Genomic DNA, 22,514 nt, shown 5'->3' with positions numbered 1-22,514 from the left:
CTCCTTTCTGCAAGAAACAAAAGGAGTAAAAGACAGAAAAACCCAACCAAAATAAAATGGTCGGGTACGATCAGTCAACTAGCTACATTTCCCTGCGACAGTCTTAACTGCATCAGGTTCCATGGGTATAATCTCAGCCAAAAAGCACCCCAAATGTTTCTCTTCAATTGATTGGAGTATAACATACTTTTTTTATTCCAACTAGCTTATAATGAGAAAAAAGGAGGACCTACTCATGCAAAAACCAGATTTTTCTGCCATCCATCACGTTGCTATCATCGTTTCAGATTACCAGAAGGCACGACATTTTTATGTGGACATTCTTGGTCTGCCAATCATTCGTGAAAATTTTCGAGCAGAACGCCAGGATTACAAATTGGATTTACAGTTAAATGATGCGGAACTAGAAATCTTTGCTGTTAAAAATCCACCAAAACGTCCAAGTTTCCCGGAAGCAGCAGGCTTACGCCATCTTGCATTCAAAACAACGGACATCGAAGCGACGGTCGCTTATTTAAAGAGCCACGGAATTGATTGTGAACCTTTGCGAACCGATGATTTTACCGGAGAGAAAATGACCTTCTTTTTTGATCCAGATGGCTTGCCGTTGGAATTACATGAATAAAGGAAAAGGAGTTGATCCAAAAGTCTTTTAGACTTTCAGATCAGCTCCTATCCGCGAATAAATGGCGACTCATTTTATCGACTTTTTTTTCGAAATTCACAGACACGCTTTATTGTAAAACATGTCAGCAGGACGATCAGTAGATAAAAGAACCAATTAATCGGATTCAGCTTCACTCCTGTAACGACAACAGAGTCGATATAGCCTGCGTTGATAACTGGATTCATTTCCTCTTCAATATTGATTGTCAAATAATCAGAAAAACCATCTTGATTCACATGGCTACTCTTAAGACCCTCTCTTTTACTAACAAAACCATGCTTTCCATATTCTCCATCCAATACTTTTACTGAAATTTTATATGTCCCATTATCGGAAGTCGCAAAATAATATTTTCCTTCCTGATTCGTATGCGTCTTATCAATTTCAGTATAACTCTCTGAATCATCTGCCTTTTTATACAAGGTCACTTCTCGATTTTCTAGCACTTCATTCTCATCGTATTCACCATTGTGGTCTCTATCCAGAAAAACCGTACCAGATAAAGTCGTTGGAGGTCCCCAGATAGCGTAAAGGTTTCGGTCGTAATTCGTTGTAATAGTATCCGTACCATCTGCCGTATATCTCTTACCAGTCCCATCCTCTTTTTCACTCCAATATAGTAATACATGATCCGGTTTATCTGCTGCTGGAATGAAAGCGGACTGTTTGACCGACCAAACACCGACCGTTATGAAACCATCCTTCATTGAACGCTGATCTTCTTGTACCATCCCCTGACCACCATTCGGATGATAAATAATTTTAAGTGAATGCGGAAAGTAATTAATCTGATCGTTATTTAGATCCTCTCGTTTAAATTTGAGCGATCCATTTACAATATCTTCTGGTGGATCTTCTGTTACGAAAGAGGTGTTCTCAGCCACTTTTCCATCAGTTGGATCAATCGTGATATTTACATAATGAATGCTAGCATCCACTGGATTTCCATAAAAATAATTTTCTGTAAAAATCCCACCGCCGCTTCTTGCAGCATCGTTTCTTACTATATTTCCTTTATTAACCATCACTGTTGCAGTTGTTTGAATATAAATGCCACCACCGTTATTACTCGCTTGATTGTTCGTAACGACACCGTCATTCATAATAAATTCCGAATGATCACTAGCAAAGACGCCGCCGCCATTACGAGCGGGGTTATGATCAATCGAACCGTCATTCATAATAAATTTTGTTCCTGCATTATCAATATTCACGCCCCCACCGAAATGAGTTGTGCTATTTTCCGATATCTTACTATCTATTCCATTCATTTCAATGGTGCTTCCACTATTTGCAGACACTCCGCCGCCATACAGAGCCGTATTTTTACTAAGGCTGCTATTTGTAATAATCAAGTTAGAGCTCGATTCCAAGCGTACTCCGCCACCATTAATTCCAGTGGTATTATTTTCTACTAGGCAACTACTCAGTGTCCCTTCAACATCATATTTAAGAAAGAGTCCGCCGCCTTGTAATTCCGCAGTATTGAACGTCAATGGAACGTCACTTAAATTAAACTTAGCACTCGCTGTTGCGAATAGTCCCCCACCGCTGCTGTCTGCTTGGTTATGCCCGATTTTTCCATTCGTCATAGTAAGCTCAGTATTGGACAAATCAATATTTATTCCGGCTCCATCGCCGCCTTTGTTATTTCGTTCTTCCTCACTCGCTACTTCGCCTTCAACAAGTACTTCTTCTCCATCAGCAATGTACTTGGCCTTATTATCGATTACAAAGGTATTTATCAGTGTAACCTTACTACCTTCATCACCGACTTCTTTTCCGCTGTTCACCGAGAGCCCTCCGCCGTACCGAGCTTTATTTCCTTGAAACATACTCGTACTTGCAGCTCCATCAGCATTGATCGTGCCAGCCATTTTTAGTGTGGCCCCTTCACCGACTTTGATTCCGCCGCCATAGCGATCCGCGAGATTTGAAATAAATTGCACATCCGTCAACTCTGTTTGCGTTCCATTTACTAAAAGGCCACCGCCGAAATGACGAACCTTATTATCTTTAAACAATGTCTTCGTAATAGTTAGCGGTTGACTATTCTTACTAACATATACCCCGCCGCCATCGTAGGCGATATTTTCCGTAAAGGTACTATCTGCAATTGTCGCTTTCCCGCCACTTTCAACAAAAATGCCGCCGCCATAACCTTCTCCAGCTTTATTTCCTTTCGCCTGATTTGCTGTGAATGTTGCATTGCTAATATCAATAATGGCTTTATCGGCTAGGATCCCACCACATTGAAATCCTACATTGTTGCTCACCACTCCACTGGTCATCGTAAAACGTGTATCCGTCCCATCTAAATTAACCCCGCCGCCGCGACCTGTTGCGATATTGCCATTAATCATCCCATCAGTCATAGAAATTTTACTATTCTCATTTGCCGAAATCCCCGCACCGTGTGTAGCTTTATTGGTATTGATGCGACTAGTTTCTCCCATTATCTCTAAATTAACTTCGCCGGTGGCTCTGATCCCACCTCCATCAATAGTTGCGGTATTGTTCGTGAGAGTCGTATCCTCCAGCTTCAATGTATTTCCCTTGACAAAAATCCCACCGCCGTTGGTACTGGAATTGTCAGCGATTACGGCATTGGTCAGTGTCAGAAGCGTACCAGTCGAATACAGACCGCCACCTTCACCAATCACTGTCTCTTGGTATGGGTTATCGTTCTCATCTACCTTTTCGATGATCCTATCTTTAGCAGTATTGTTTTTGAAAGTGCTTTTCTCTAACTGCAATCCCCCTTGCTCACTATAGATTCCCGCACCTTTATTACTACTATTCAAGTAAACTTCACTCGATGTATCCGTGATGTTTGTATTTTTTGCATAGATTCCGCCACCTGAGTCCGTAGCAAGATTATTTACGATGGTCCCTTTATTTAGTACAAGGGTCCCCCCTTCTTTATAAATCCCGCCGCCCTTATTGGCTCGATTCGCTTTATTGTTTTCTTCATTGCTTCCGAGTTCATCTATTCCGCCAATTTGGCTATCTTGAATTTCAACAGCGTTATTTTCCGAGTAAATACCGCCGCCATTTCCTTGCTTTGCTTCATTTCCAGTGACTTCACCGTTTGATAATTTAACATCGGTATTTTTTGCATAGATACCACCTCCTGCCTCAGTCGCAGTATTTTGACTGACGGTCGCATTGTTTAATTCAAGTTTTCCGCCATCAATATAGATTCCGCCGCCACTAGACCCGCTATTCCAATTTCCGTGATCGGAACATTTTTTTACGGTATTATGTTGAATAGAACCGCCGCTTATTGAGACATCGCTTTTATTTTCAGCCTTAATACCTCCTGCCTCATTATGTTCAGCAATATTTCCCGAAATAATTGCTTCGTCATTCACCGTGAGTGAACTATTATTTAGATAGATTCCACCGACACGCCATTGTCCAATATTATCTGAGACACTGCTTGTACCAGCAAGTTCTACTATACTGTTATCAATAGCGTAGATACCTCCACCAGTATCGCTGGCCTGATTGTGATAAACACTACCAGTAGAATGTAAATAGACAGAACTTTTATCTCTTGCTTCAATAGCTCCACCATTATTACCAAAAGCTTTAGTGATCACTGCAGCCTCTCCAATAGTCAATGTTCCTCCATTTAAAAGAACCCCCCCGTTCGTTGCCCAATAAGGATCATTATCATAAGACAGCCCTGTTCCCTCAAGGACAATATGTGTCAAAGTTAAGCTTGCTTTTTCTTTCACACGCAGATGTCTTTTAGCTATAAAATTATTCTCGTCATTATATTCAATATTTTGGATAATTTTATTTTTTGAAGTAGAGGTTAAAACGATCGTCTTCCCAGAAGCGATCTCTGCTTCAGCCCTCTGAGCTAGATCATCTTCGGTCAATAAAATCGTAAAAGAAGTTTCCGCGCTTGAGTTACAGTAATCCACAGCTTCTTTAAGTGTAGAAGTCATTTCTTCTGGTTGACCTGTTGTATCGGTTCCAATGAAAATTTTATATTTAGCACCTGCTGCTGGTTCTGGATCATTTTGTGCTTGCACCCGCATCCCCGCATCAACATCAGCGACAACCTCATTTTCACCTATCTTGATCTCCTCGGTATAAGAAAGCCGCTCTTCATTATCGCTGTCGAATTTATTCTCGGCTCCTGTTTGCTGACTCGCTATTGGCGCTAGATATTCTATCCCATCTAAGATTTGTGTACCGATTGCGACGTAATAGTTTCCTGATTTTAATTCCGTAAATTCATAATTTCCTGCACGATCCGTCGAGACTTCACTGATCACTTGTTTTCTGTCATCAGCAGCTACCAAGTGCAGCTTGACCGCTGGTAATTTTCTTTCATTTCTATCCTGTTTGCCATCTTCATTTTCATCAAGCCAAACTGTTCCCGCGATGGATCCTGTTTTTTCTGGTATATCCGATTCTATTTCAGAAAGTTCGGTAGCCTCTGATGTTTCTGGCGCGGATCCTTCCGCAAGCACCCCTGAACTTTCTACCGTTTCAAGCTGATGTGTCGATTCTTGTATTTCTTCAGTTGAGGAGGTTTCTTCCAGCGTTTCAGCATAGATGGTTGAGAAGGGGATATTTGCCAAAAAAAGGGTCAGTATCAGCCAAAGAGACAATCCGTTTAAAAATTGACGGTGCAGCTTTTTTTTCTGTCTCATTCTCCTAAAACCTCCTTACTTGATTGATTCTTATCTTCTTTTCTAAAAAAAGGATGCTTCGATCATTCACTTAGAAAAAAAGATAAAAAGCCCGATTAGAAAGGGCGATCCAACGTCTATTGGATCGACACCTTAGTTTTCATTTCCTCGTCGTTTACCTTGATAAAACAATAAAATTGCCAATACTAGTGCCAGCCCAAAGACCCAAAGATATTCTTTCAATTGACCGGTACTAGGTAACCGACGCTCATCCTCTATATTCTGATCCGTATTAGGTAGGGACCGTTCTGTTTCTTGCGGTTCTGTCTGATCAGACTTCGCTACATAGACGTTTTTGAAATTAGCCGCCATGACCTTCAGCTTCTGCTGATTTTTAACGATCACTTCGACATTCAAACCCTCTGCTGTCTGGGTCACGAATACTGTAATCAGATAGCTTTGATCATCATACGTATATCCCGTTTTATTCGCAGGTATTTGTTGATAAAGGCGGTAGGAAAACGTTCCTTCCCGCGTAAAAGCAAAGCCTTCGATCGTTTGAGTCTCATTTCCCGAAAGTTGAATTTGATGCTTTGGTTCTTGGTGGGGCATAGGATTTCCAGCTTCTAGCGGCTCCAGTATATACACACCCGTTTGTGCTTTTTGATCAAGTTCTCCTGAGGTATCGTTGAATTCCTGTTCAACTGGAATACTGATTAGCGTTTGAGCGCAGGATATTGGTGATGAGATAAAAAGACCCGCCAATAGAGCAACCAGAATCAAATAGGTTGCAGCCTTCCACTTATTCGTCACGTTCTTCGCTCTCCTTCCCAGCCTTTTTTCTTCTCAAGAAAAACACACCCAAAGCCAAGAGCCAAACAGCCAACAATAAACCTAAAAGCCATTTTGGCAGTCCTTGAATTTTTCCCCACCATTCTTGCGGGTCAATACCTAAAAATGGCTTCTCCTCTTTTTCTTTATAAAAAGGATCTGCAAAGGGCTCGTCGTACAGTTTTCCAATCAAGATATGTCTGCCATTCGTCGGCTCGGAAGCACAGGTACTCAACAGAACGATCCGATCATCTATGCCAACTTGAACAGAACGCGTCTGACTCGCCTGCGCCAGTACATACGACAAATAGGACTCACGAGCAGCCATCTCCTGAATCCCTGGATCATACAACTGCCAATCATAGGCATCGCCTTTAATGAATGCAAAAAACTCAATCCCATAATTTTTTCCGTCCTGATAAAGATTGCCATATTGATGACGAGCAAAGTATTTTTTTTCACTGAATTTATCCAGACCGCCAAACATCGCTTCCTTATCCATATGGTGCCCGTAAATGATACTATTGAAATCAGAAAAACCCGGAGCGTTCTCACTCGACAAAAAAATACTTCCCGCTAAAGAATACTTTCCCATCACATTAGTGTTAACGTATTTTTGATCGTTATCTGCTTGGGTGACGGGATAATCGATTTTTGTCCCATAAACCGTTAACCAAGCGATCACTTCATTGTTGTGTTTTTTCAATTCTTGAAACGAGAGGGTTTCATCCGTCTCCGGTTTGTACTGTTGCAAATTAGACGCCTGCGCATTTGAAAGTAATTGATTGGTATCCCACATCCCATATACGCCATAAGCGCATAGCAACAATAAAATGATTACTGCTATGCGATCGATTAAATTATTGAGTTGGCGTATCACACGAACATTTAAGGAAACTGTGTTCTTCCGATGTTCCTTTTCAGGGCTCGCCATTTTTAGTTCGCTCTTCTACGTTTACTTACTGTTAAGAAGACGATTCCTGCACCTGCAACAAGGATCATTAGGATGAACGGCAAGTTATCTGTGATGACACCGGTGATATTTGGTAGCTTATACTTGTTAGTTACAGTAGTAGTGTTCTTAATCCCATCTAAAGATTTTTCTTCTGCTTGAACAAACAAATCAGTAATACCACCAACGGTCACCGTATATTTTTCTGTGGCCTCCCATTGATCAGATGAGCCGGAAGTTCCCAATCCAGTTACTTCTGCTGATGGGATATAATTCTTCACGCTTGTTTCAACCACTTCATACGTTGAACCAACAGGTAGATTCGTGAATTCGATCGTTTCACCATGCTTCAAAAGAATTTCTAGTGATCCTGTTAAATTCGAATGGTCAATAGTGACTGATCCTGTAGTTTCATTACCATCTTTGTCTGTTTTTTTGTAGTCGACCTTAGTAAAATCTGTTTTAGTCGTTTCTGGTAAATTTAATGTGATTGTAAATTCAAAATCCTTGTTTCTATCGCCAATATCGTCGCCACTATCACCCGCAACGATTTTTTTCACTTGAACCTTTGTTAATTCCCAATATCTATTGATAAAGCGAAACTCACTATGATTGGGTTTTGGTGTGGGGTCGACTTTCCCACCTGTTTCCGTCCCCGTATCATCTTGGATCTGTTCAACGATCAAACCAAAAACTTTAGGCCCTGCTTCTGTATTTTGAACAAAAATACGAACTCTATAAATAGCTTTTGAATCAATAATTACTGAATTACCTGTAATATTCTCATTAACGTCATAATAATAGACTCCTGCATGTGAAAATTCTAAATCTTTGATAAGGGGCCAAATATTAATTGATTTCTCAAGCTTATTTCCTGTCGTAACTTTATCTGATGAATTAAACTTTATCGTCTCATCAATTGTCCATGACACACAATCGCCAACTTTGGATTCATCCAACACTCCGTCATCATCTTCAACACCTTTTGGCGTGACAGTAAATCCAAATTCTACCTCTGGAACTGTAACTCCGTTTGGTATTTGAAATTCTTTTGTTAGAACAGCAGAATCTACTACATCCGATTTATTTTCTTCATTCGCCTTCGCTTCCGTCGCCGCAGCTATCGTGATTCCGACAACCGTACTTATTGTCGCAAGTCCAACAACAAGCCTCTTTACAATTTTTTTCATGATCCTTCCTCCTAGTAGACTATTTATCTATTTAGTTTCAATTTCCTTTTCGGTTTTAAAACTTAAATACTTCTTCGCCTCAAAATGGTGATCACTTTACCTAGCGTGTCCTTCATTTCGACTGGTCCGTAGATCCGACTGTCGATTGCCGTTCCTCGCTTATCACCTAAAACAAATACTTCCCCTGTTCCGATTTTTACCGGATACTCAATTCCTTTTACATAAGACAAGGTTTCTTCATAAATTTGCTGCTCCACTTGAAGACTGCCGTTGATCACCAGTCCATCTTCCGTGATATCTACTGTATCTCCTTCGATCGCAACGACCCGTCGCGTTTGTAACTCGCCTTTGTATTCCAAGGTAATAACGTCTGAAGCCACATAACTCTTATTCAGTCGATAATACAAAATCACATCACCTGCTTTCACAGCTGGAACCATGGAATCATCTGAGTAACGAGATACACCATAAATAAAATGCATAATTAAGTAGGCTAATGCAGCGACGATCGTAAGCTTCACAATGAACGAAAAGAGCTCTTGAACAAACAAAGACGACCCCTTCATGTCTCCGGCTTTTCGTTTCAATTTGTTGTAATTAGTCTTTTTATTATTACCAGTCATTTTCCTCTCAATCCATTACAATAAGCGACATAAAATAACCGCTAGACAATTTCACCAAATTAAAGAATGTTTATTAGAATAATAGCGATTATTTTTCTTTTTATAATTTCTTTGTAATTATAAAATATCACATATAAAAAAATGGCTCAACTCAATTGTTAACTAAAAAATTATTTATCTCAATTTCAATCCGAATAATATCGAAATAATTAATTAATTTATCCGACATCCCACACAATAACACATTTATAACTCATAAATCAACTTAAATTAGGATTTTTATTAATAATTTTCGCCAAATTCATTATCTAATGACTAACATTGTGTTTTAGTTATTTATCACAGCGAAATAACATTGTTGCTTCAGATAAATTATAAATAGTAGCCTATCCCACATAACAGTAAACAAAAAAATAGAGCAGATCTCTCTGCTCTAAAAATCAACTGTTCTATCCACGAAATTCTACGCTTTTTCTACCGGATATTTAATCGCATTTTTCTTCAGTTTTTCACTGATGATTTCATCGATATCAAAGTCCAAATTATCTGCCATCATATACGAATAAATCAGTACATCGGCCAATTCTTCCTTCAATCGTTCCGTTTGTGTCCGCGCTTCTTCGGAATCTTTCCACTGAAAAAGCTCTAGTAATTCAGCCGCCTCCAAACAAATCGACAGGGCCAAATCTTTCTCATTATGAAAAGGACGCCAGTTTCGTTCATCGCGAAATTGATTGATTTTTTCCATACTATTATTATCCATACTCAACCTTCTTTCGCTACTATTCTATCATAGTGACCAAATTCCGTTTTTCTTCAAGCTCACTGATCATTTCTTGTATCCACCGTGTACTTTGACTCGTCAAAAAGGGATCAATTACGACCACGGGATAATCATTCGGCAAGCCTTCAGCTGAGCCTGTAGTAATCAAGCAATCATAATTTTTCAACTCATAATGCAGCTGAGCGATTCCCCCTGATAGATTCTCAAAATGATTGATTATGAAGTTTCCATAAATTTTATCAGATATTTGTTTCGCCAAAAAGCTCTCTTCTGTAGGAGTCAAATCGGATAATAATAAGATTTTTAATAGTGGTTCTTGATGTGCCAGCCATTCCATACACCGTTCTTCCATCGTGATCAGTAGATAAATATAGTTACGGACAAAGTCTTCTTCTTGGTACATCTCATATTTCGCAACAAACCTTTTTACTAAATTCGCTATTTTTTCTACTCCGCGACTATATATTTTTGACGCCTCTGATAAAAACATAGTTCTGTTGCGCCATAATAAACAAACATATTGTCCTTGAGGATCATACATATAGAAATCATTTGATAAAACTGTCGTTAAGTTAATTCTGACTTGCTTTTCTAATCGGAAGCCTAACATTTCATTGTATTCTTCCACGAGTTCATAATGACGCATAAACAGCTGCTGATAGTTTACATTATCTGTCATAGCAAGTTCACGGTGTTGAAAACTAAATACGATCGAATCAGAAAAAATTAACCAAAGACCATCTCTCACCATTTCTGGTGTCAATTCTAAATCTACACCTTCGCGCACGGCTTGCTTTAATTTCTTATACTCGATATCCATAGGCAAAAATAACCCTTCCGTCCGCAGCTCTTCCTTCGGATAATCGTGTCCGTTTTTCACCCGCCAAATACTAATATAGAAATTATAAATCAAGCGCTTTTGAAACACATATTTTTCATGAATTTGATTCACTCTGACAAACTCTTCCACATATTCTCCGATAATATGATAATGCTTAGTTGGTAATTTGGGCATCGAACTTTCAAACGCATTTTGTTTCTCACTGTAAAAACGATAATAGAAATTTCGGATTTCTCCTTCGTTCCCTTCTACTCGTAAGGGACGATAACACAATTCCATACCCGCCATGGATAAAACCTTCTCTAACTTTTTCAAATAGCGCTGCGTATTGGAAGAGCTGAGGTACAGCTTTTTGGCTAACGCGGTGATATTTTCGCATTCCTCATACAGAAGCTCCTCAATAATCTGGAATTCTGGACTAGTATTCAAAATGTTGGCATATAGATTCCCTAGACTAACCCTTTTCCCCACATTTAATCGATAAAGTCCCTTTGTTTTCGTAATCTGAAAATCAGGGTATTCATCATTGATCAACTCGATATCATTTAATAAAATTGGCAGTGAACAATTCAACTCGCTTAATAATTGATCACTCGACCACCCATCGCGACGATAGTAGAGGCGCTCCAGTAATGCTAATCGCCGTTTGTTGCTTGTTCCTAAAACTGAACGAAAATCCATGATCATTCTCCTCTCAAAAGAACGACTTGCTAGAAAACTTTCCCCTTTAACTGACTGTCCCGTCCGCCATTTCTTCATAATTTTCGTACTTTGATAAAAAAAATGAAGGGCTATTGATCAATGAATTATTTTCTTAGTGATTTTCCATTTTTAAAATAAAAGAAATATCAAACGCTTGAAACATTTAGATGTTGTTAACAAATAATAATATAAATGGCTGATACTGGCAATTTTTCGTCAAAATCATTCAAAATACGTAATTAATGGGTTGCTTTTTTTTAGATGAAGAAGAAAAAGGAAAAAAACAGTGCATTGAACTCACTAAAAAAACGGTAAAAAGCAAATTTAAGCCGTATTCCGTCATAAATATCATCGATTTTAAGCATTTTTTGTTAAAAATCATCGTTTATCGGTTATCCCAATTTTTTTCAAAAAATAAAAAAGCAAGGGCTAAAATAGCTCTTGCTTTTCCAAATTTCTATTAATTCGCTGCTTGCTGGATACGGCGATATCTAATAAAGGCACCCAACATTAAGGCTAAACCTACAACTAGAAAGGCAATAATCCCAGTCCCACCAGTAGATGGCAAGAAGCCGCCTTTTGATACGTTGGCGATTTTTAATGTAGCTGTTTCATTAAATGAATCCTTTGCTACTAAGAATTCTTTGTCTTCTGCCAGCAACTGGAAGCCATTTGGTGCTTCAATTTCTCGCAAGTAGTACGTTCCATAAGCCAATCCAGATACTTCGATGTGGCCTGTTTGAGTAGATGTATAAGGAGTCGCATTTTCAAACGTCTCGCCATCAGTAAATTCTGTCCAGGTCACGTTGCTATTCGAAGATGTCAAATAATACTCTTTGCCGCCATCTTTTTTGATAACAACGAATTTCGCTCCCGCTAAAGCTTGATTTTCTTTTCCAGATTCGTGTTTTAAGAATTTTTTCCCGCCTGTAACGACCGGTGGAACATCTCCGTCTTCTTCGTGCTGATCTATGCCGCCATCATGAGTTAGATCAACTCCAAATTTATTGTTAACGTCCACATCCACAGGCGTCACATCCGTGAAAGAGACTGCATAATAGAAATGGATCGTTTTCCCACCAAAGGCTTTCAAGTAATCTGCAGTTGCTTTTGATGTTAGGAAATCAGTATTGTTAACGTCACTGACTGCATCATTTAAATTCATTGTGATTGTGAATCCAGCCTTTTCATTGTAAGGAGAATTTTCGTTAGCATACACGGCTACCCCATGATCAAGGAAAGCATCCTTGATATCGGTAACATCATCGCCAATCGAAATACGATTAATCCCTTCAAATTTCACACCATTTTGTGACACGGCATCCTTAAATTCTAATTTTGTGTAACGCGTTTGTTGTCCGCTACCTTTTTCAATGACCTCTCCGATTTGGTTAGGAATCGTGAAGCTAGCATGATAGTAGATTTTTTTTCCGACTTCATAGTCTTAACGGTCTTTCTTATCTTCTGGTTCTGTGAAAAGCGGGTTGCCATCTTCATCAACTAATTCTTTGTCGATTTCACCCTTCACTTTATTTTTTGGATATAAATGGATGTCTGTATTTTCTACATCATTTTTTACCACTGGTAATACTAAAATCAACGGAGTAGCAGAAGCAGTAACGCCGTCCTTAGGTTTTTCTTCAAAGAAATAAACTTTATAAGTTCCTTCTGCCGTCCGTTTGTCCAAGCCGATAAAATTAGCCAAGCCATCTTCATCGGTTTCGTCGGTACCTTTTGACACACGATTTTCAGCATCGGTTAATTTGAAGGTTTTCATTAGGTTCTTGACTGCCGTTGCATAGTCCTCTTTCGAAGCATTCGGATCAACCGTTTTATTTAATGCTGCATAAAAATCAGCAGTGATATCCCATGCTTCAAAGGTAACACCTGGAAGACCTTCGTATTGATTAAACTCCTCCATTAACTCCCCAGTATTTTCAATGTCTGCTGTTGGAAATTGGTCCATTTTTTTCTTATGCAAGGTAACATCTACTTTACCTTCCTCAGCTGCTTGAGCTGCTCCCCCAAAACCAAATACTCCTGTGATCAACGGTAATAAACAAACGATCACTGTTAATAAACCTGCTGCTTTTCTTTTCATTTATTTCTCCTCCTGCTATGTTTTTGATAAATCAGACCAATGCCCCCGACTACTGCCAATAACAACCCACTAAGTATAAAATTACTGGTCAATTCATTCGTTTGAGGCAATTGCCTTTTTATTAATACCTTATTTTCCAGACTTGTCTGTTGCTCAACGATTGGTTCTTGCTGCTTGATTTCTTGGTATTTCCCGTAAAGGCGAATCGGCTCTACAGGAAGCTCTTCCGGCATGAAGAGCACCATTGGCAAAAATTCTTGCTTGCCAGTTTCTCCCGATGCTACTAACAGGTACACTGCTGCATGTTCTTGCTGCTGATAAGGAAGCTCCGTCCGAGCAATTCCATCAGCTGCAGTTGATACTGGTTGCTCATTCACCTTCAGCAAAGCTGTTTGTTGAATATATTGTTGAAATTGCTTCTTGCTCTGATATTGATTCAACCAGAATTCCTTAATTTCCTTCTCTGTCTGTCCATTCTTTTGAGACCAAGAGGTCAAATCAAAAATATCAAAGTAAATTTCATCGGTCCCCACAACCTTTTCACCAGCTAGTTTCGTATCGATGATCAGTGGAACTGTCTTTTCCAAAGCAAAGGCCGTATTTGTATAAAAAAAATAGACCAGCAACATGAAAACAAGACTAATTCTCCTCAACCCAGATCACCCCTTTTAAAAAATCCCCTTTATAATAGCCAATGCTATCCAACCACAATGATTGAATACTGCCTTTGAATGATTTTCATAACCGAAAAAATCATTCAGATAGTGACATCTCAACTTTTTTTGACTTACCTTGCGAAAATTTCTTCTATACTATTTGTCTGAAAAAAGCTATTGTTTTAACGTCAGCCTCATTCGGTCCTTCTAATAGAACGAATTGAAATGAATAAATCACGAAGCTGAAAGCTGATATTTTTCAATCCATCGTTCCTCCTTTCTTGCTTATACCTCATTTTAAATAAAATTTTATAATAATGTTTTTCAATTAAAATTTATGATTAAGTTATTTTTAAACATTGGGAAGCCTAATAATAAATGATAAAACCTATTTTAGATTTCTACATCTTGTTATAAACCTTTTTTCATTATTATTTTTTACAAATATAAGTTTTTTATTTTTTATCCTCTCTATTTAGGTTTATTCTCTTACTTTAGATGAATGGGATTGTTATTCGTTTTTTCTAAAATCTTAATTAATTAACGCTAAATAATGGGTTTTCCAAAAATTTTCAGTCACAACCTTTTCACCTTCATCAAACTTAAATTCGCCTGCCTCCGGTTCAACAATCCGTTCATCTGGTACATGGTATAGACGTCGCTGCCCTTTAATTGGGAACGGTTTGATACAACGAACATTCTCAAAAATCCACGCATAAGAGTCTTCAGCCAATTTTTTTACATCAACCAAATCAACAATACAAACAGCATGACCTGAAATACACCCAGGCGTCTTGATAGCTGTCGAACAGATTAACAAGGGTCCGCGATGATGGGTTGTCCATGAACGGTACTCCTCAGTCTTCTTTCCTAGAAGGATGTCCATCACTGGCTCAGGATGAATCGAGATGGCTTTCAAATTATTCGCCTCACTTTTCGCTTATTTACAGACTAGTTTACCACTTTTTCCAAATCCTGATAAAAATAATTAATCGTTTTCATTTTTAATATCACGTCTAATTTTCGTAAAAATCTCCAGCCAAGAGTCATCAAATACAATCACTTGAGTAGCAATCCTTTGATTCTCAACCCGATCAGCGACTTCATATAAAATGCGGGCCGCCGCTTCTTTCGGATACCGATAAATACCGGCGCTCAGTACCGGTACTGCAAGTGTCCGAATGTCGTTTTCCCGTGCTAACCGAAAAACAGCTTCATAGGCTGAATATAATAATTTTTCTTCCTCATGTTTGCCATCAATATAACGCGGACCTACCGCATGAATCACATATCTTGCTGGTAAATCAAAGGCTGGTGTTATCACAGCGGTACCAGTAGGTGTCCCACCAATCTTCGCCATCGCTTGCTTCAGTTTTGGACCAGCCGCCTGATTTAAGGCACCGTCTACACCTCCTCCAGGAATTAAGGCTGTATTTGCAGCATTCACAATCGCGTCCACTCGATTTGTAAGACGAGAAATATCGCCTAGTTTTACTTCGATCATAAAAACACTCCTTAACTTTGTCAGATGTTGAAAATACACAAGCTTTCTTTCCTATTATACCAAGCTCCATGAAAATCGTGGGACTAATAGAACCGAGATAATTACCGCACCCCTCGGAAGAAATAAAAAAAAGTGACCAGTCCTGCTATTCGCCTGCAGAACCAACCACTCATTTCTTTTTGCTATACCTGCTGATATTATTCCAAATATCTCCTAAATAATTTCTTCATGCTGATTTTCAAAGTCAGCCAAAATCTCTCGAACCTCAGCAGTTGACTTAGTATTCATTAAGCTCACCCGCAGATCATTTGCACCAGGGAATCCCTTAACATAGATTTTAAAGAAACGATGCAGACCAACAATCGAGCGAGGAACCTGCTCCGCGTATTTGTCCTGTAAATCAAGCTGCAGCCGCAGCAACCCGATCAATTCTTTCGGCGAATGCGCCTTCGGTTCTTTCTCAAAGGCATATGGATTCTTGAAAATCCCGCGTCCGATCATCAAGCCGTCCACACCATATTTTTCGGCAAGCTCCAGCCCCATCTGACGATCTAAAATGTCTCCATTAATAGTAATCAACGTTTGTGGCGCGATCTCATCTCGCAGCTCTACGATTCGAGGGATCAGCTCCCAGTGCGCCTCCACCTTACTCATCTCTTTGCGCGTCCGCATGTGAACCGAAAGATTCGCAATATCTTGCTTCAATAAATGACTGATCCATTTCTCCATCTCAGCAGTGTCAGTAAAACCAAGCCGTGTCTTCACACTGACTGGTAGCCCACCCGCTTTGACCGCTTCAATCAATTCTGCTGCAACCTCCGGACGCAAAATCAAGCCGCTGCCTTTGCCGCGCTCCGCGACATTTGGTACTGGGCAGCCCATATTCAAATCAATTCCTTTAAAGCCCATATCCGCTAACGCGATACTCATCTCACGGAAAAATTCTGGCTTATCTCCCCAGATATGCGCCACCATCGGCTGTTCATTCTCCGTGAAGGCCAATCGTCCACGAACACTTTCGATCCCATCCGGATGGCAAAAACTATCTGAATTCGTAAATTCTGTAAAAAATACATCCGGAGCTCCCGCTTCTTTTACTACATGACGAAACACCACATCTGTCACATCTTCCATCGGTGCCAAGATAAAAAAGGGCTTTGGCAGCTCCACCCAAAAATTATTATTCATTATGTATACTTCCTCCTAAATATCAAAACAACGTCATTATACTAAGGTTTGAAACAAGAAGCAAAGGTCTAGTTTATTCGACTGAAAACTGTAGACACGATTTTAGTTCAGTGGGATAATGATAAGTAAATATACGGATTGGGGGAGAGTCTGATGTTTTTTAAAAAGAAAGCCCCAAAAAATAAAAGTGATGATAATGAGCAAGACATCTGGGGAAGAGAACCACTGGCATTGTACGAAAAAGTCGGACGACCGATCGAGCGCGATCCAGAAAACCTAGTGTACTCCGTTGACGGGAAAGCGATCCTCGATCACATGGTTCTTTTTTACAAAGGAAAACCAGATATTCGCGGCGTAGGCAGTTTGCTGTATATTGGCGAATGGATCAATTACGGGACAAAAATATATCGAGTCAACACGCTGCTCTCACTTGAAGAATTGAAAGAACTGCTGATCCAAGAACTCCAGCTAAAAGAATCTGATTTCTTGGTCAGTCCAACGAGCTTCTATCCACGGATTCTAAATTTTTAACGATTTCACTACAGATTAACAACACATTGAAATTCCTTTATCTGATGAAAAGGAGCTTCAATGTGTTTATTTTTTACTCACGAACAAATTCTTCACTGTCATTCTCCAGCGGCTCTCAAGATACTTTTTAACAAGCCTTACTATGAAAAAGAGACGCCTGTTGAAAACAAACTATGACTAACTAAGGGAATGGAAGTTCATTAATATGCGCTTTACTATCATACCAAAGCTCTTCCGGTGAATAAGAATCCGTACCATTTAGAATCACTTCGCCCGACTCCATGAACTCAAACTCTGAACCAATCCAATGAGAGGAGGTATATCTACCAAACCCAAACAAATTTTGTTTGGGCCTCTTTTTTTTCGGCGTAAATATATCCAACATTCCCTCAAAAAAATGTGACCTTAAATAACGTATCTCCCCATTATCAAAGGTAATCCGTAAAAAACCAGACATATTATCAATACTTACTGCTTTGGGTACTTTTCCTTTGGGATATTTTTTAATCGCGATCGACTTATCCATGTCCTCTTCTCCTTTGATTTTAGAAAAGAAAGAAGCCAAAAATGACGGTTTTGAATTTCCTAAAAGTTCATCCGTAGATATCTGAAAATAGTTGCTCAATCGAACCAGCATGTCCAAATCAGGATAACTTTTATTTCTCTCCCACTTTGAAACAGCTTGCGGAGTCACATTCAGATAATCAGCCAAATCCTTTTGCGACATTTTTTTCGCTTCTCTCAACTCTTTAATTTTAGCTCCGATCTCTACCATGAATATACCCTCCAGTATTCTATCAAACAATAAACCTTCTGTTGAAATCATAAAATTCACTCTCAACTGTTAGTTGAATACCTAAATTTTACCATTTTCAGAAGGTTTAGCTAAATAATAGTCACTGTTGCGTGATTCATTCATTCGGCTGTTTAAAAAGTGATAGTTATTTCAAAATATCGATTAATTCTTTTTTAGCCGCCGCTGAGGCTGGTAAATAACTAAAGCCTACTCCGATCAAAACCGAGGTGCCAATCGAAATGAATACCGTCATCATATCTGGACGGACAGAAAACGGCAGAGCAAAGGAGGCTCCAAAAGCAATCAGAATACCTAAAATATAGCCGATAATACCGCCGCTTACTGTTAAAACGATCCCTTCAAACAGAAATTGTAATTTGATTGATCTGGCATTTGCCCCAAGTGCGCGCCGAATCCCGATTTCCTTGGTTCGTTCTGAGACCGAGATATACATCATATTCATTACACCGACACCCGCGATAAATAATGAAATAGCCGCTACTGCGCTGATGAAAAGAGTCATCTGATCTAGCATTGATCCTAACTGTTTAATTTCAGAGCTTGGATCATAGCTTTGATATTCCCCCATCGCCCGACTCTCGCCATTCATGTTGAGCTGTTTTAATACCTTCGTCATTGCCGCTTCGTCATTCGCTTTTGCATTGAACTTAATCGCCAAAACGGAATGATCCTCTTTTTTTCCTAAATAGCGTGTGTACGTCTTTTTTGGAAAAAAGGCCAATGGTTCATAGTTTTGTGGTCCGATTTCACCCGAAGTATTTGCAGATACACCAACAACTGTAAAAACTTGACCATTTAAATCAAAGCCTTTATTCAATGCTGCTTCTTTTGAGCCAAAAAGCTGTTTTGCTACAACCTCATCAAGAACAACAACCTTATTCAAACCATCACTGTCCGCAGCATTCAGCTGACGTCCATTTAAAATAGATAAATTTGTTTCCTTCGTCGGATTAACGGTCATTGTCAACTTAGTATTTTTATCATAAAAATCAATCGTTGGATTGCTGTCTTTTTTCGTCGCTTTATAATAAGAAACACTCTTTATCTCCGGCAGATTTGCAACCATGTTTTTATCAGTCTGTGAAATACCGCTATTGTCACTGACCAAATTATCAAAATCATTGTATTTAATATTGATGTATTTGGTTTGTCCTGTTTCATCTGCACCAGTTGTTTCAGATAAAATATTTCGTTTAAATCCATTTCCTAAAGCAACAATCGTGATAACTGCAGCAATCCCTATAATGATACCGACCATCGTTAAGAAACTACGGCGTTTATTTTTAAAGATGGAGCGAAAGGCTGTCCTCCAGAGAATGTACTTTTTCACGACTGCAGCACCTCCTCGATCATTTTCCCATCTCTGATTTTTAATAGCCGATCACAGTAAACAACTGTTTCTGGATCGTGTGTTACTAAAATGATCGTTACACCTTCATCGTTAAGCTGCTTGAATAGCTGCATGATTTCATCCGTTGTGTGGGTATCTAGTGCCCCGGTTGGTTCATCTGCAATAATAAAACTCGGCTGATTAATCAACGCTCGAGCAATGGCCACTCGCTGCTGCTGTCCACCAGATAATTGCTTAGGAAGCTGATTCAGTTTTTCTGATAATCCGACTCTTGTTAAGGCAGCCTTCACTTTCTTTTGTGTTTCATTATGTTTAGCCCCTTTATATAAAAGAGGCAATTCAACATTTTCAGCTACTGATAAATTTTCAATCAAACTAAAATTTTGAAAAACAAACCCTACAGAGCGATTGCGAATCTCAGATAATTCTTCATCCTTGAAATCTCCAATTTCTCGTCCGTCAAATAGATACTTTCCGTCAAAATGACGATCGATAAATCCTAAAAGATTAATCAATGTCGATTTTCCTGAACCAGAAGGGCCCATAATAGCAACAAACTCTCCTGCATCAATTGAAAAATTGATGTCTTCTAGAACCGTTAATTGTGTGTCCCCGGTCTCATAATATTTATAGACATGCTCCAACTTAATCATTCGCAGCTACCTGAATTTCCGAACCGTCCTTTAGCGCCTCATCTGGATTTTCAATGATTTTATCATTGGCCTTCAATCCTTTTTGTACTATATTATGCCCACTGACAGTTACTATTTGAATCGCTGTTTTCTTGACCTTGCCATTTACATATTTATAAACATATTGCTCATTTTTTGTTTTCTTTATCGCAGAATCAGGCAACAAAAGCTGCTTTTGCTGCAAAGTTACTAAAGTTGATAAATCGTCGGTCCAAGGAAAGTTCCCTTCTACAGTAAATTCGTAGGAAGCGACATTACTGTTGTCCCCACTAGTTGGTAACGCACTAGCAGCAATACTCTTAATCGTCCCGTCAACCTTTTTATTATTGCCGACCGTCGTTACTTGAACCGTTTGACCAGGCACCAATTTGTCTAAGTCATATTCCGTAACGATTCCTTTGACCTGTTTCTCCTTGCTGGATACTGCCACTACAGGAACTTCAGGAGTCCCTTTTCCTTTTTCATCCACTGAGGCAATCCCAGTAATTTCTGAACTGACTGTCGATGATGCTTGTTTCTGTTGGTCGGCTAATACATCTTTAGCTGATTGAACATCCTCATAAGCACCTTGTACTGCAAAACGTGACTGACTCAATTGATCATTTGCTGTTTGCAATTCTCCCTGCTGCTGTTTTAATTGTTCATTTAAGGCCGCTTTTTCTTCTTCTTTTGCTTGTGCCATTTTTTGCTGTATATCGTTGATTTGATTGGTGATTGTTTGGACTTGTCTTTCATTTGCAGCTACGGTCGCTTCTGCTTGGGAAGCATCTAAAGAACTTTTTTCTACCGCGTGCCGCTGTGAGACTGTTTCATTTTCCACGGCCTCATTTTGATACTCAATTAATGGCGTTCCTATTGCGACCTCTTCCCCGTTAGTCACAGGAATATTTTTAATTACTCCTTTATTTCCATCAAAAAAATAGAGCTGCTTCTTAAGTGGTTCCACTTTACCTTTCAGTTGTAACGGATCAGCTGCTTTCACTGTAAAGACATGGTAGGGTGATTCCTTCTCTTTTGAATTTAATGCAAAAAAAACACATCCTGCTATCACTAAACCGGTCACTCCGACTAACATAAACTTTGCTTTCTTCTTCATAAATTTCCTCCAAATAAGCTTTCTATAGTCAGTTTACAAGGCCAGAAAATTTTTCAACATCGAATCAGCACAGTATAAACTAACAAAAAAGTAATGCCGAAAAAAATTTAGGGCTTTTTGTTTATAAAACTCAATAAACCTATCAGACCGTTACATAGTTTTATAACTAACAACAAACTACATATTATAATTCGATATCCAAATGTATTTTATTTAAAAATTTAATTTATGAATTAAAAAAATTAAAAAGAAGGAAAAAATATTTGGTCTATTTTTGATACTGTAGGATTGCAGTAATAACAAAGAAATAAGGGGAATTAATTAAAGGGTGATTTTTGATTAATCCTAGATATTTATTCGCTGATAGGAGTGGTATGTATGGCAAGAATATTAATCATAACAAAAAATCTAATGGTGGAAAGAGAGCTGCAAGCAATCCTGCAACGTTCGAATGATGAAGTATATTGTTCTTGCGATCTATTAGATGATGCGCAATTTTTTCCTCAGATTATCAAGTATTTCTCATTAGTCATTTTTAGTGATACTGTCTCTACTTTAGATATTTCGAAGTCTTATACCTCTTTCAAGAAAAATGGTTTGGCTATTTTGAGAAAAGGAAATAAAGAAGAGCTAAAAAAATCAGAATTTTCTCCTTTGATCACAGTCATTGATGATTGGATTGAACCCGAGGCAACAGATATGGAGATCATGGAAAAAATTGCTAAACTCACAAGTAAACAAGAAAATACAGATTTTGCTGTCGGCAGGAATCATAGCTTACGAAAAGAAAAGAATTCTGAGCTATTCTTTTTCAATCTTTCTTCAAACGAAAAAAAGTTATTGTACCATCTCCATGACTATCAAAAAGATGGAAAAGTGCTCTCCCGAGAAAAATTATGCTCTCTAATTTGGGAAACAGAAGCAACAAGATCCAACTTATGTCAGCTTTCTAACTTAACCAATCGAATCAAAAAGAAACTAGCTATCTATCAGTTTCCTGATGGCGAATTGACCACATCTTGGAACAAAGGGTATTTTTTAGGTGACTTATTATTCAGTGAAATAGAAAAAAATATGAGCTAATTAACGCTAAGACGCTTATGGAAAGGGTTGATGACTCACCTCATTTTCATAATAACAAATAGAAGGATGCTTATTTTATTTCTTAGGTTTAACAATATAAGGAGACAGTTCATTGATAGACAATTTTATAGAAAATGGAATGGCAACCCTTTTTTTGACAAAATTTATAAGGTGTCATGAAACCTTCCTGTTATTGCTCCGATTGCCCTTGAAAATGAGTCTCCTCGGATCTGATGCTTCTCGGCAGATGCTC

General features: G+C 38.7%; 20 protein-coding genes and 1 riboswitch. Of the genes, 3 read left to right on the top strand and 17 right to left on the bottom strand.

Translation table 11 applies throughout. The annotated features are described in order from the left end of the window. Positions 1–72: 72 nt before the first annotated feature. A riboswitch (TPP riboswitch) is annotated at positions 73–162 on the bottom strand. Between the two features lie 73 nt (positions 163–235). Then, positions 236–625, top strand: a complete 390-nt coding sequence (gene gloA2 / locus KQI58_RS12300; protein ID WP_216409386.1) for an SMU1112c/YaeR family gloxylase I-like metalloprotein — start codon at positions 236–238, stop codon at positions 623–625. Between the two features lie 74 nt (positions 626–699). Here the strand turns inward: gloA2 and KQI58_RS12295 are convergent, their stop codons facing one another. The 13 genes from KQI58_RS12295 to KQI58_RS12240 form a co-directional block, all read right to left on the bottom strand. Then, positions 700–5,340 carry an SdrD B-like domain-containing protein gene (locus KQI58_RS12295; protein ID WP_216409385.1) on the bottom strand — a complete coding sequence of 1,547 codons (4,641 nt, stop codon included), beginning with the start codon at positions 5,338–5,340 and terminating at the stop codon, positions 700–702. A 132-nt stretch (positions 5,341–5,472) separates the two neighbouring features. Continuing rightward, entirely contained in the window at positions 5,473–6,132 is a 660-nt protein-coding gene (locus KQI58_RS12290) for a Spy0128 family protein (protein ID WP_216409384.1), read from the bottom strand. Continuing rightward, a complete protein-coding gene (gene srtB, locus KQI58_RS12285; RefSeq protein WP_216409383.1) occupies positions 6,122–7,084 on the bottom strand; it encodes a class B sortase in 963 nt (320 codons plus the stop codon). The genes KQI58_RS12290 and srtB overlap by 11 nt, the downstream gene beginning before the upstream one ends. 2 nt (positions 7,085–7,086) lie before the next feature. Then, entirely contained in the window at positions 7,087–8,292 is a 1,206-nt protein-coding gene (locus KQI58_RS12280; protein ID WP_216409382.1) for a DUF7601 domain-containing protein, read from the bottom strand. Positions 8,293–8,354: 62 nt separating this feature from the next. After that, positions 8,355–8,915, bottom strand: coding sequence for a signal peptidase I (gene lepB, locus KQI58_RS12275; RefSeq protein ID WP_253295928.1), 561 nt, complete (start codon positions 8,913–8,915; stop codon positions 8,355–8,357). A 463-nt stretch (positions 8,916–9,378) separates the two neighbouring features. Beyond that, entirely contained in the window at positions 9,379–9,678 is a 300-nt protein-coding gene (locus tag KQI58_RS12270; RefSeq protein ID WP_216409381.1) for a nucleotide pyrophosphohydrolase, read from the bottom strand. Between the two features lie 19 nt (positions 9,679–9,697). Further along, on the bottom strand, positions 9,698–11,221 hold the full coding sequence (locus KQI58_RS12265) for a helix-turn-helix domain-containing protein (RefSeq protein WP_216409380.1): 1,524 nt from the start codon (positions 11,219–11,221) through the stop codon (positions 9,698–9,700). Positions 11,222–11,702: 481 nt separating this feature from the next. Then, positions 11,703–12,560: a SpaA isopeptide-forming pilin-related protein gene (locus tag KQI58_RS22745; protein WP_367397937.1), complete on the bottom strand. Its 858-nt coding sequence runs from the start codon at positions 12,558–12,560 to the stop codon at positions 11,703–11,705. 126 nt (positions 12,561–12,686) lie between these two features. Continuing rightward, the gene (locus tag KQI58_RS22740) at positions 12,687–13,343 is read right to left on the bottom strand and encodes a pilin N-terminal domain-containing protein (RefSeq protein WP_253295927.1); all 657 of its coding nucleotides are present in this window, start codon (positions 13,341–13,343) and stop codon (positions 12,687–12,689) included. After that, positions 13,340–13,996 (bottom strand): pilin N-terminal domain-containing protein, encoded by a 657-nt coding sequence (locus KQI58_RS12255; protein WP_216409379.1) that lies wholly within the window; start codon positions 13,994–13,996, stop codon positions 13,340–13,342. Before KQI58_RS12255 ends, KQI58_RS22740 begins: the two co-directional genes overlap by 4 nt. Positions 13,997–14,531: 535 nt before the next feature. After that, positions 14,532–14,918, bottom strand: a complete 387-nt coding sequence (locus KQI58_RS12250; protein ID WP_216409378.1) for an ASCH domain-containing protein — start codon at positions 14,916–14,918, stop codon at positions 14,532–14,534. A gap of 69 nt (positions 14,919–14,987) precedes the next feature. Beyond that, positions 14,988–15,503 (bottom strand): macro domain-containing protein, encoded by a 516-nt coding sequence (locus tag KQI58_RS12245; RefSeq protein ID WP_216409377.1) that lies wholly within the window; start codon positions 15,501–15,503, stop codon positions 14,988–14,990. A 213-nt stretch (positions 15,504–15,716) separates the two neighbouring features. Continuing rightward, a complete protein-coding gene (locus tag KQI58_RS12240; protein WP_216409376.1) occupies positions 15,717–16,691 on the bottom strand; it encodes a tRNA dihydrouridine synthase in 975 nt (324 codons plus the stop codon). 153 nt (positions 16,692–16,844) lie between these two features. On the opposite strand from KQI58_RS12240, the gene KQI58_RS12235 reads away from it, so the two are divergent. Beyond that, complete coding sequence (locus tag KQI58_RS12235) at positions 16,845–17,222, top strand: hypothetical protein (RefSeq protein ID WP_216409375.1); 378 nt, start codon at positions 16,845–16,847, stop codon at positions 17,220–17,222. A 181-nt stretch (positions 17,223–17,403) separates the two neighbouring features. Here KQI58_RS12235 and KQI58_RS12230 read toward each other — a convergent pair whose 3' ends face one another. From KQI58_RS12230 to KQI58_RS12215, 4 genes are all read right to left on the bottom strand, one after another. Next, complete coding sequence (locus KQI58_RS12230) at positions 17,404–17,997, bottom strand: helix-turn-helix domain-containing protein (RefSeq protein WP_216409374.1); 594 nt, start codon at positions 17,995–17,997, stop codon at positions 17,404–17,406. Between the two features lie 166 nt (positions 17,998–18,163). Beyond that, on the bottom strand, positions 18,164–19,369 hold the full coding sequence (locus KQI58_RS12225; RefSeq protein ID WP_216409373.1) for an ABC transporter permease: 1,206 nt from the start codon (positions 19,367–19,369) through the stop codon (positions 18,164–18,166). Next, positions 19,366–20,043, bottom strand: a complete 678-nt coding sequence (locus tag KQI58_RS12220) for an ABC transporter ATP-binding protein (RefSeq protein WP_216409372.1) — start codon at positions 20,041–20,043, stop codon at positions 19,366–19,368. The genes KQI58_RS12225 and KQI58_RS12220 overlap by 4 nt, the downstream gene beginning before the upstream one ends. Continuing rightward, on the bottom strand, positions 20,036–21,178 hold the full coding sequence (locus KQI58_RS12215) for an efflux RND transporter periplasmic adaptor subunit (RefSeq protein ID WP_216409371.1): 1,143 nt from the start codon (positions 21,176–21,178) through the stop codon (positions 20,036–20,038). The genes KQI58_RS12220 and KQI58_RS12215 overlap by 8 nt, the downstream gene beginning before the upstream one ends. 378 nt (positions 21,179–21,556) lie before the next feature. On the opposite strand from KQI58_RS12215, the gene KQI58_RS12210 reads away from it, so the two are divergent. After that, positions 21,557–22,261, top strand: coding sequence for a helix-turn-helix domain-containing protein (locus KQI58_RS12210; RefSeq protein ID WP_216409370.1), 705 nt, complete (start codon positions 21,557–21,559; stop codon positions 22,259–22,261). The last annotated feature ends 253 nt before the right edge of the window (positions 22,262–22,514 follow it).

The organism is Enterococcus raffinosus (genome assembly GCF_018917525.1).
GTDB lineage: Bacteria > Bacillota > Bacilli > Lactobacillales > Enterococcaceae > Enterococcus_A > Enterococcus_A raffinosus_A.
This window is presented reverse-complemented; position numbering and strand designations above follow the sequence as displayed.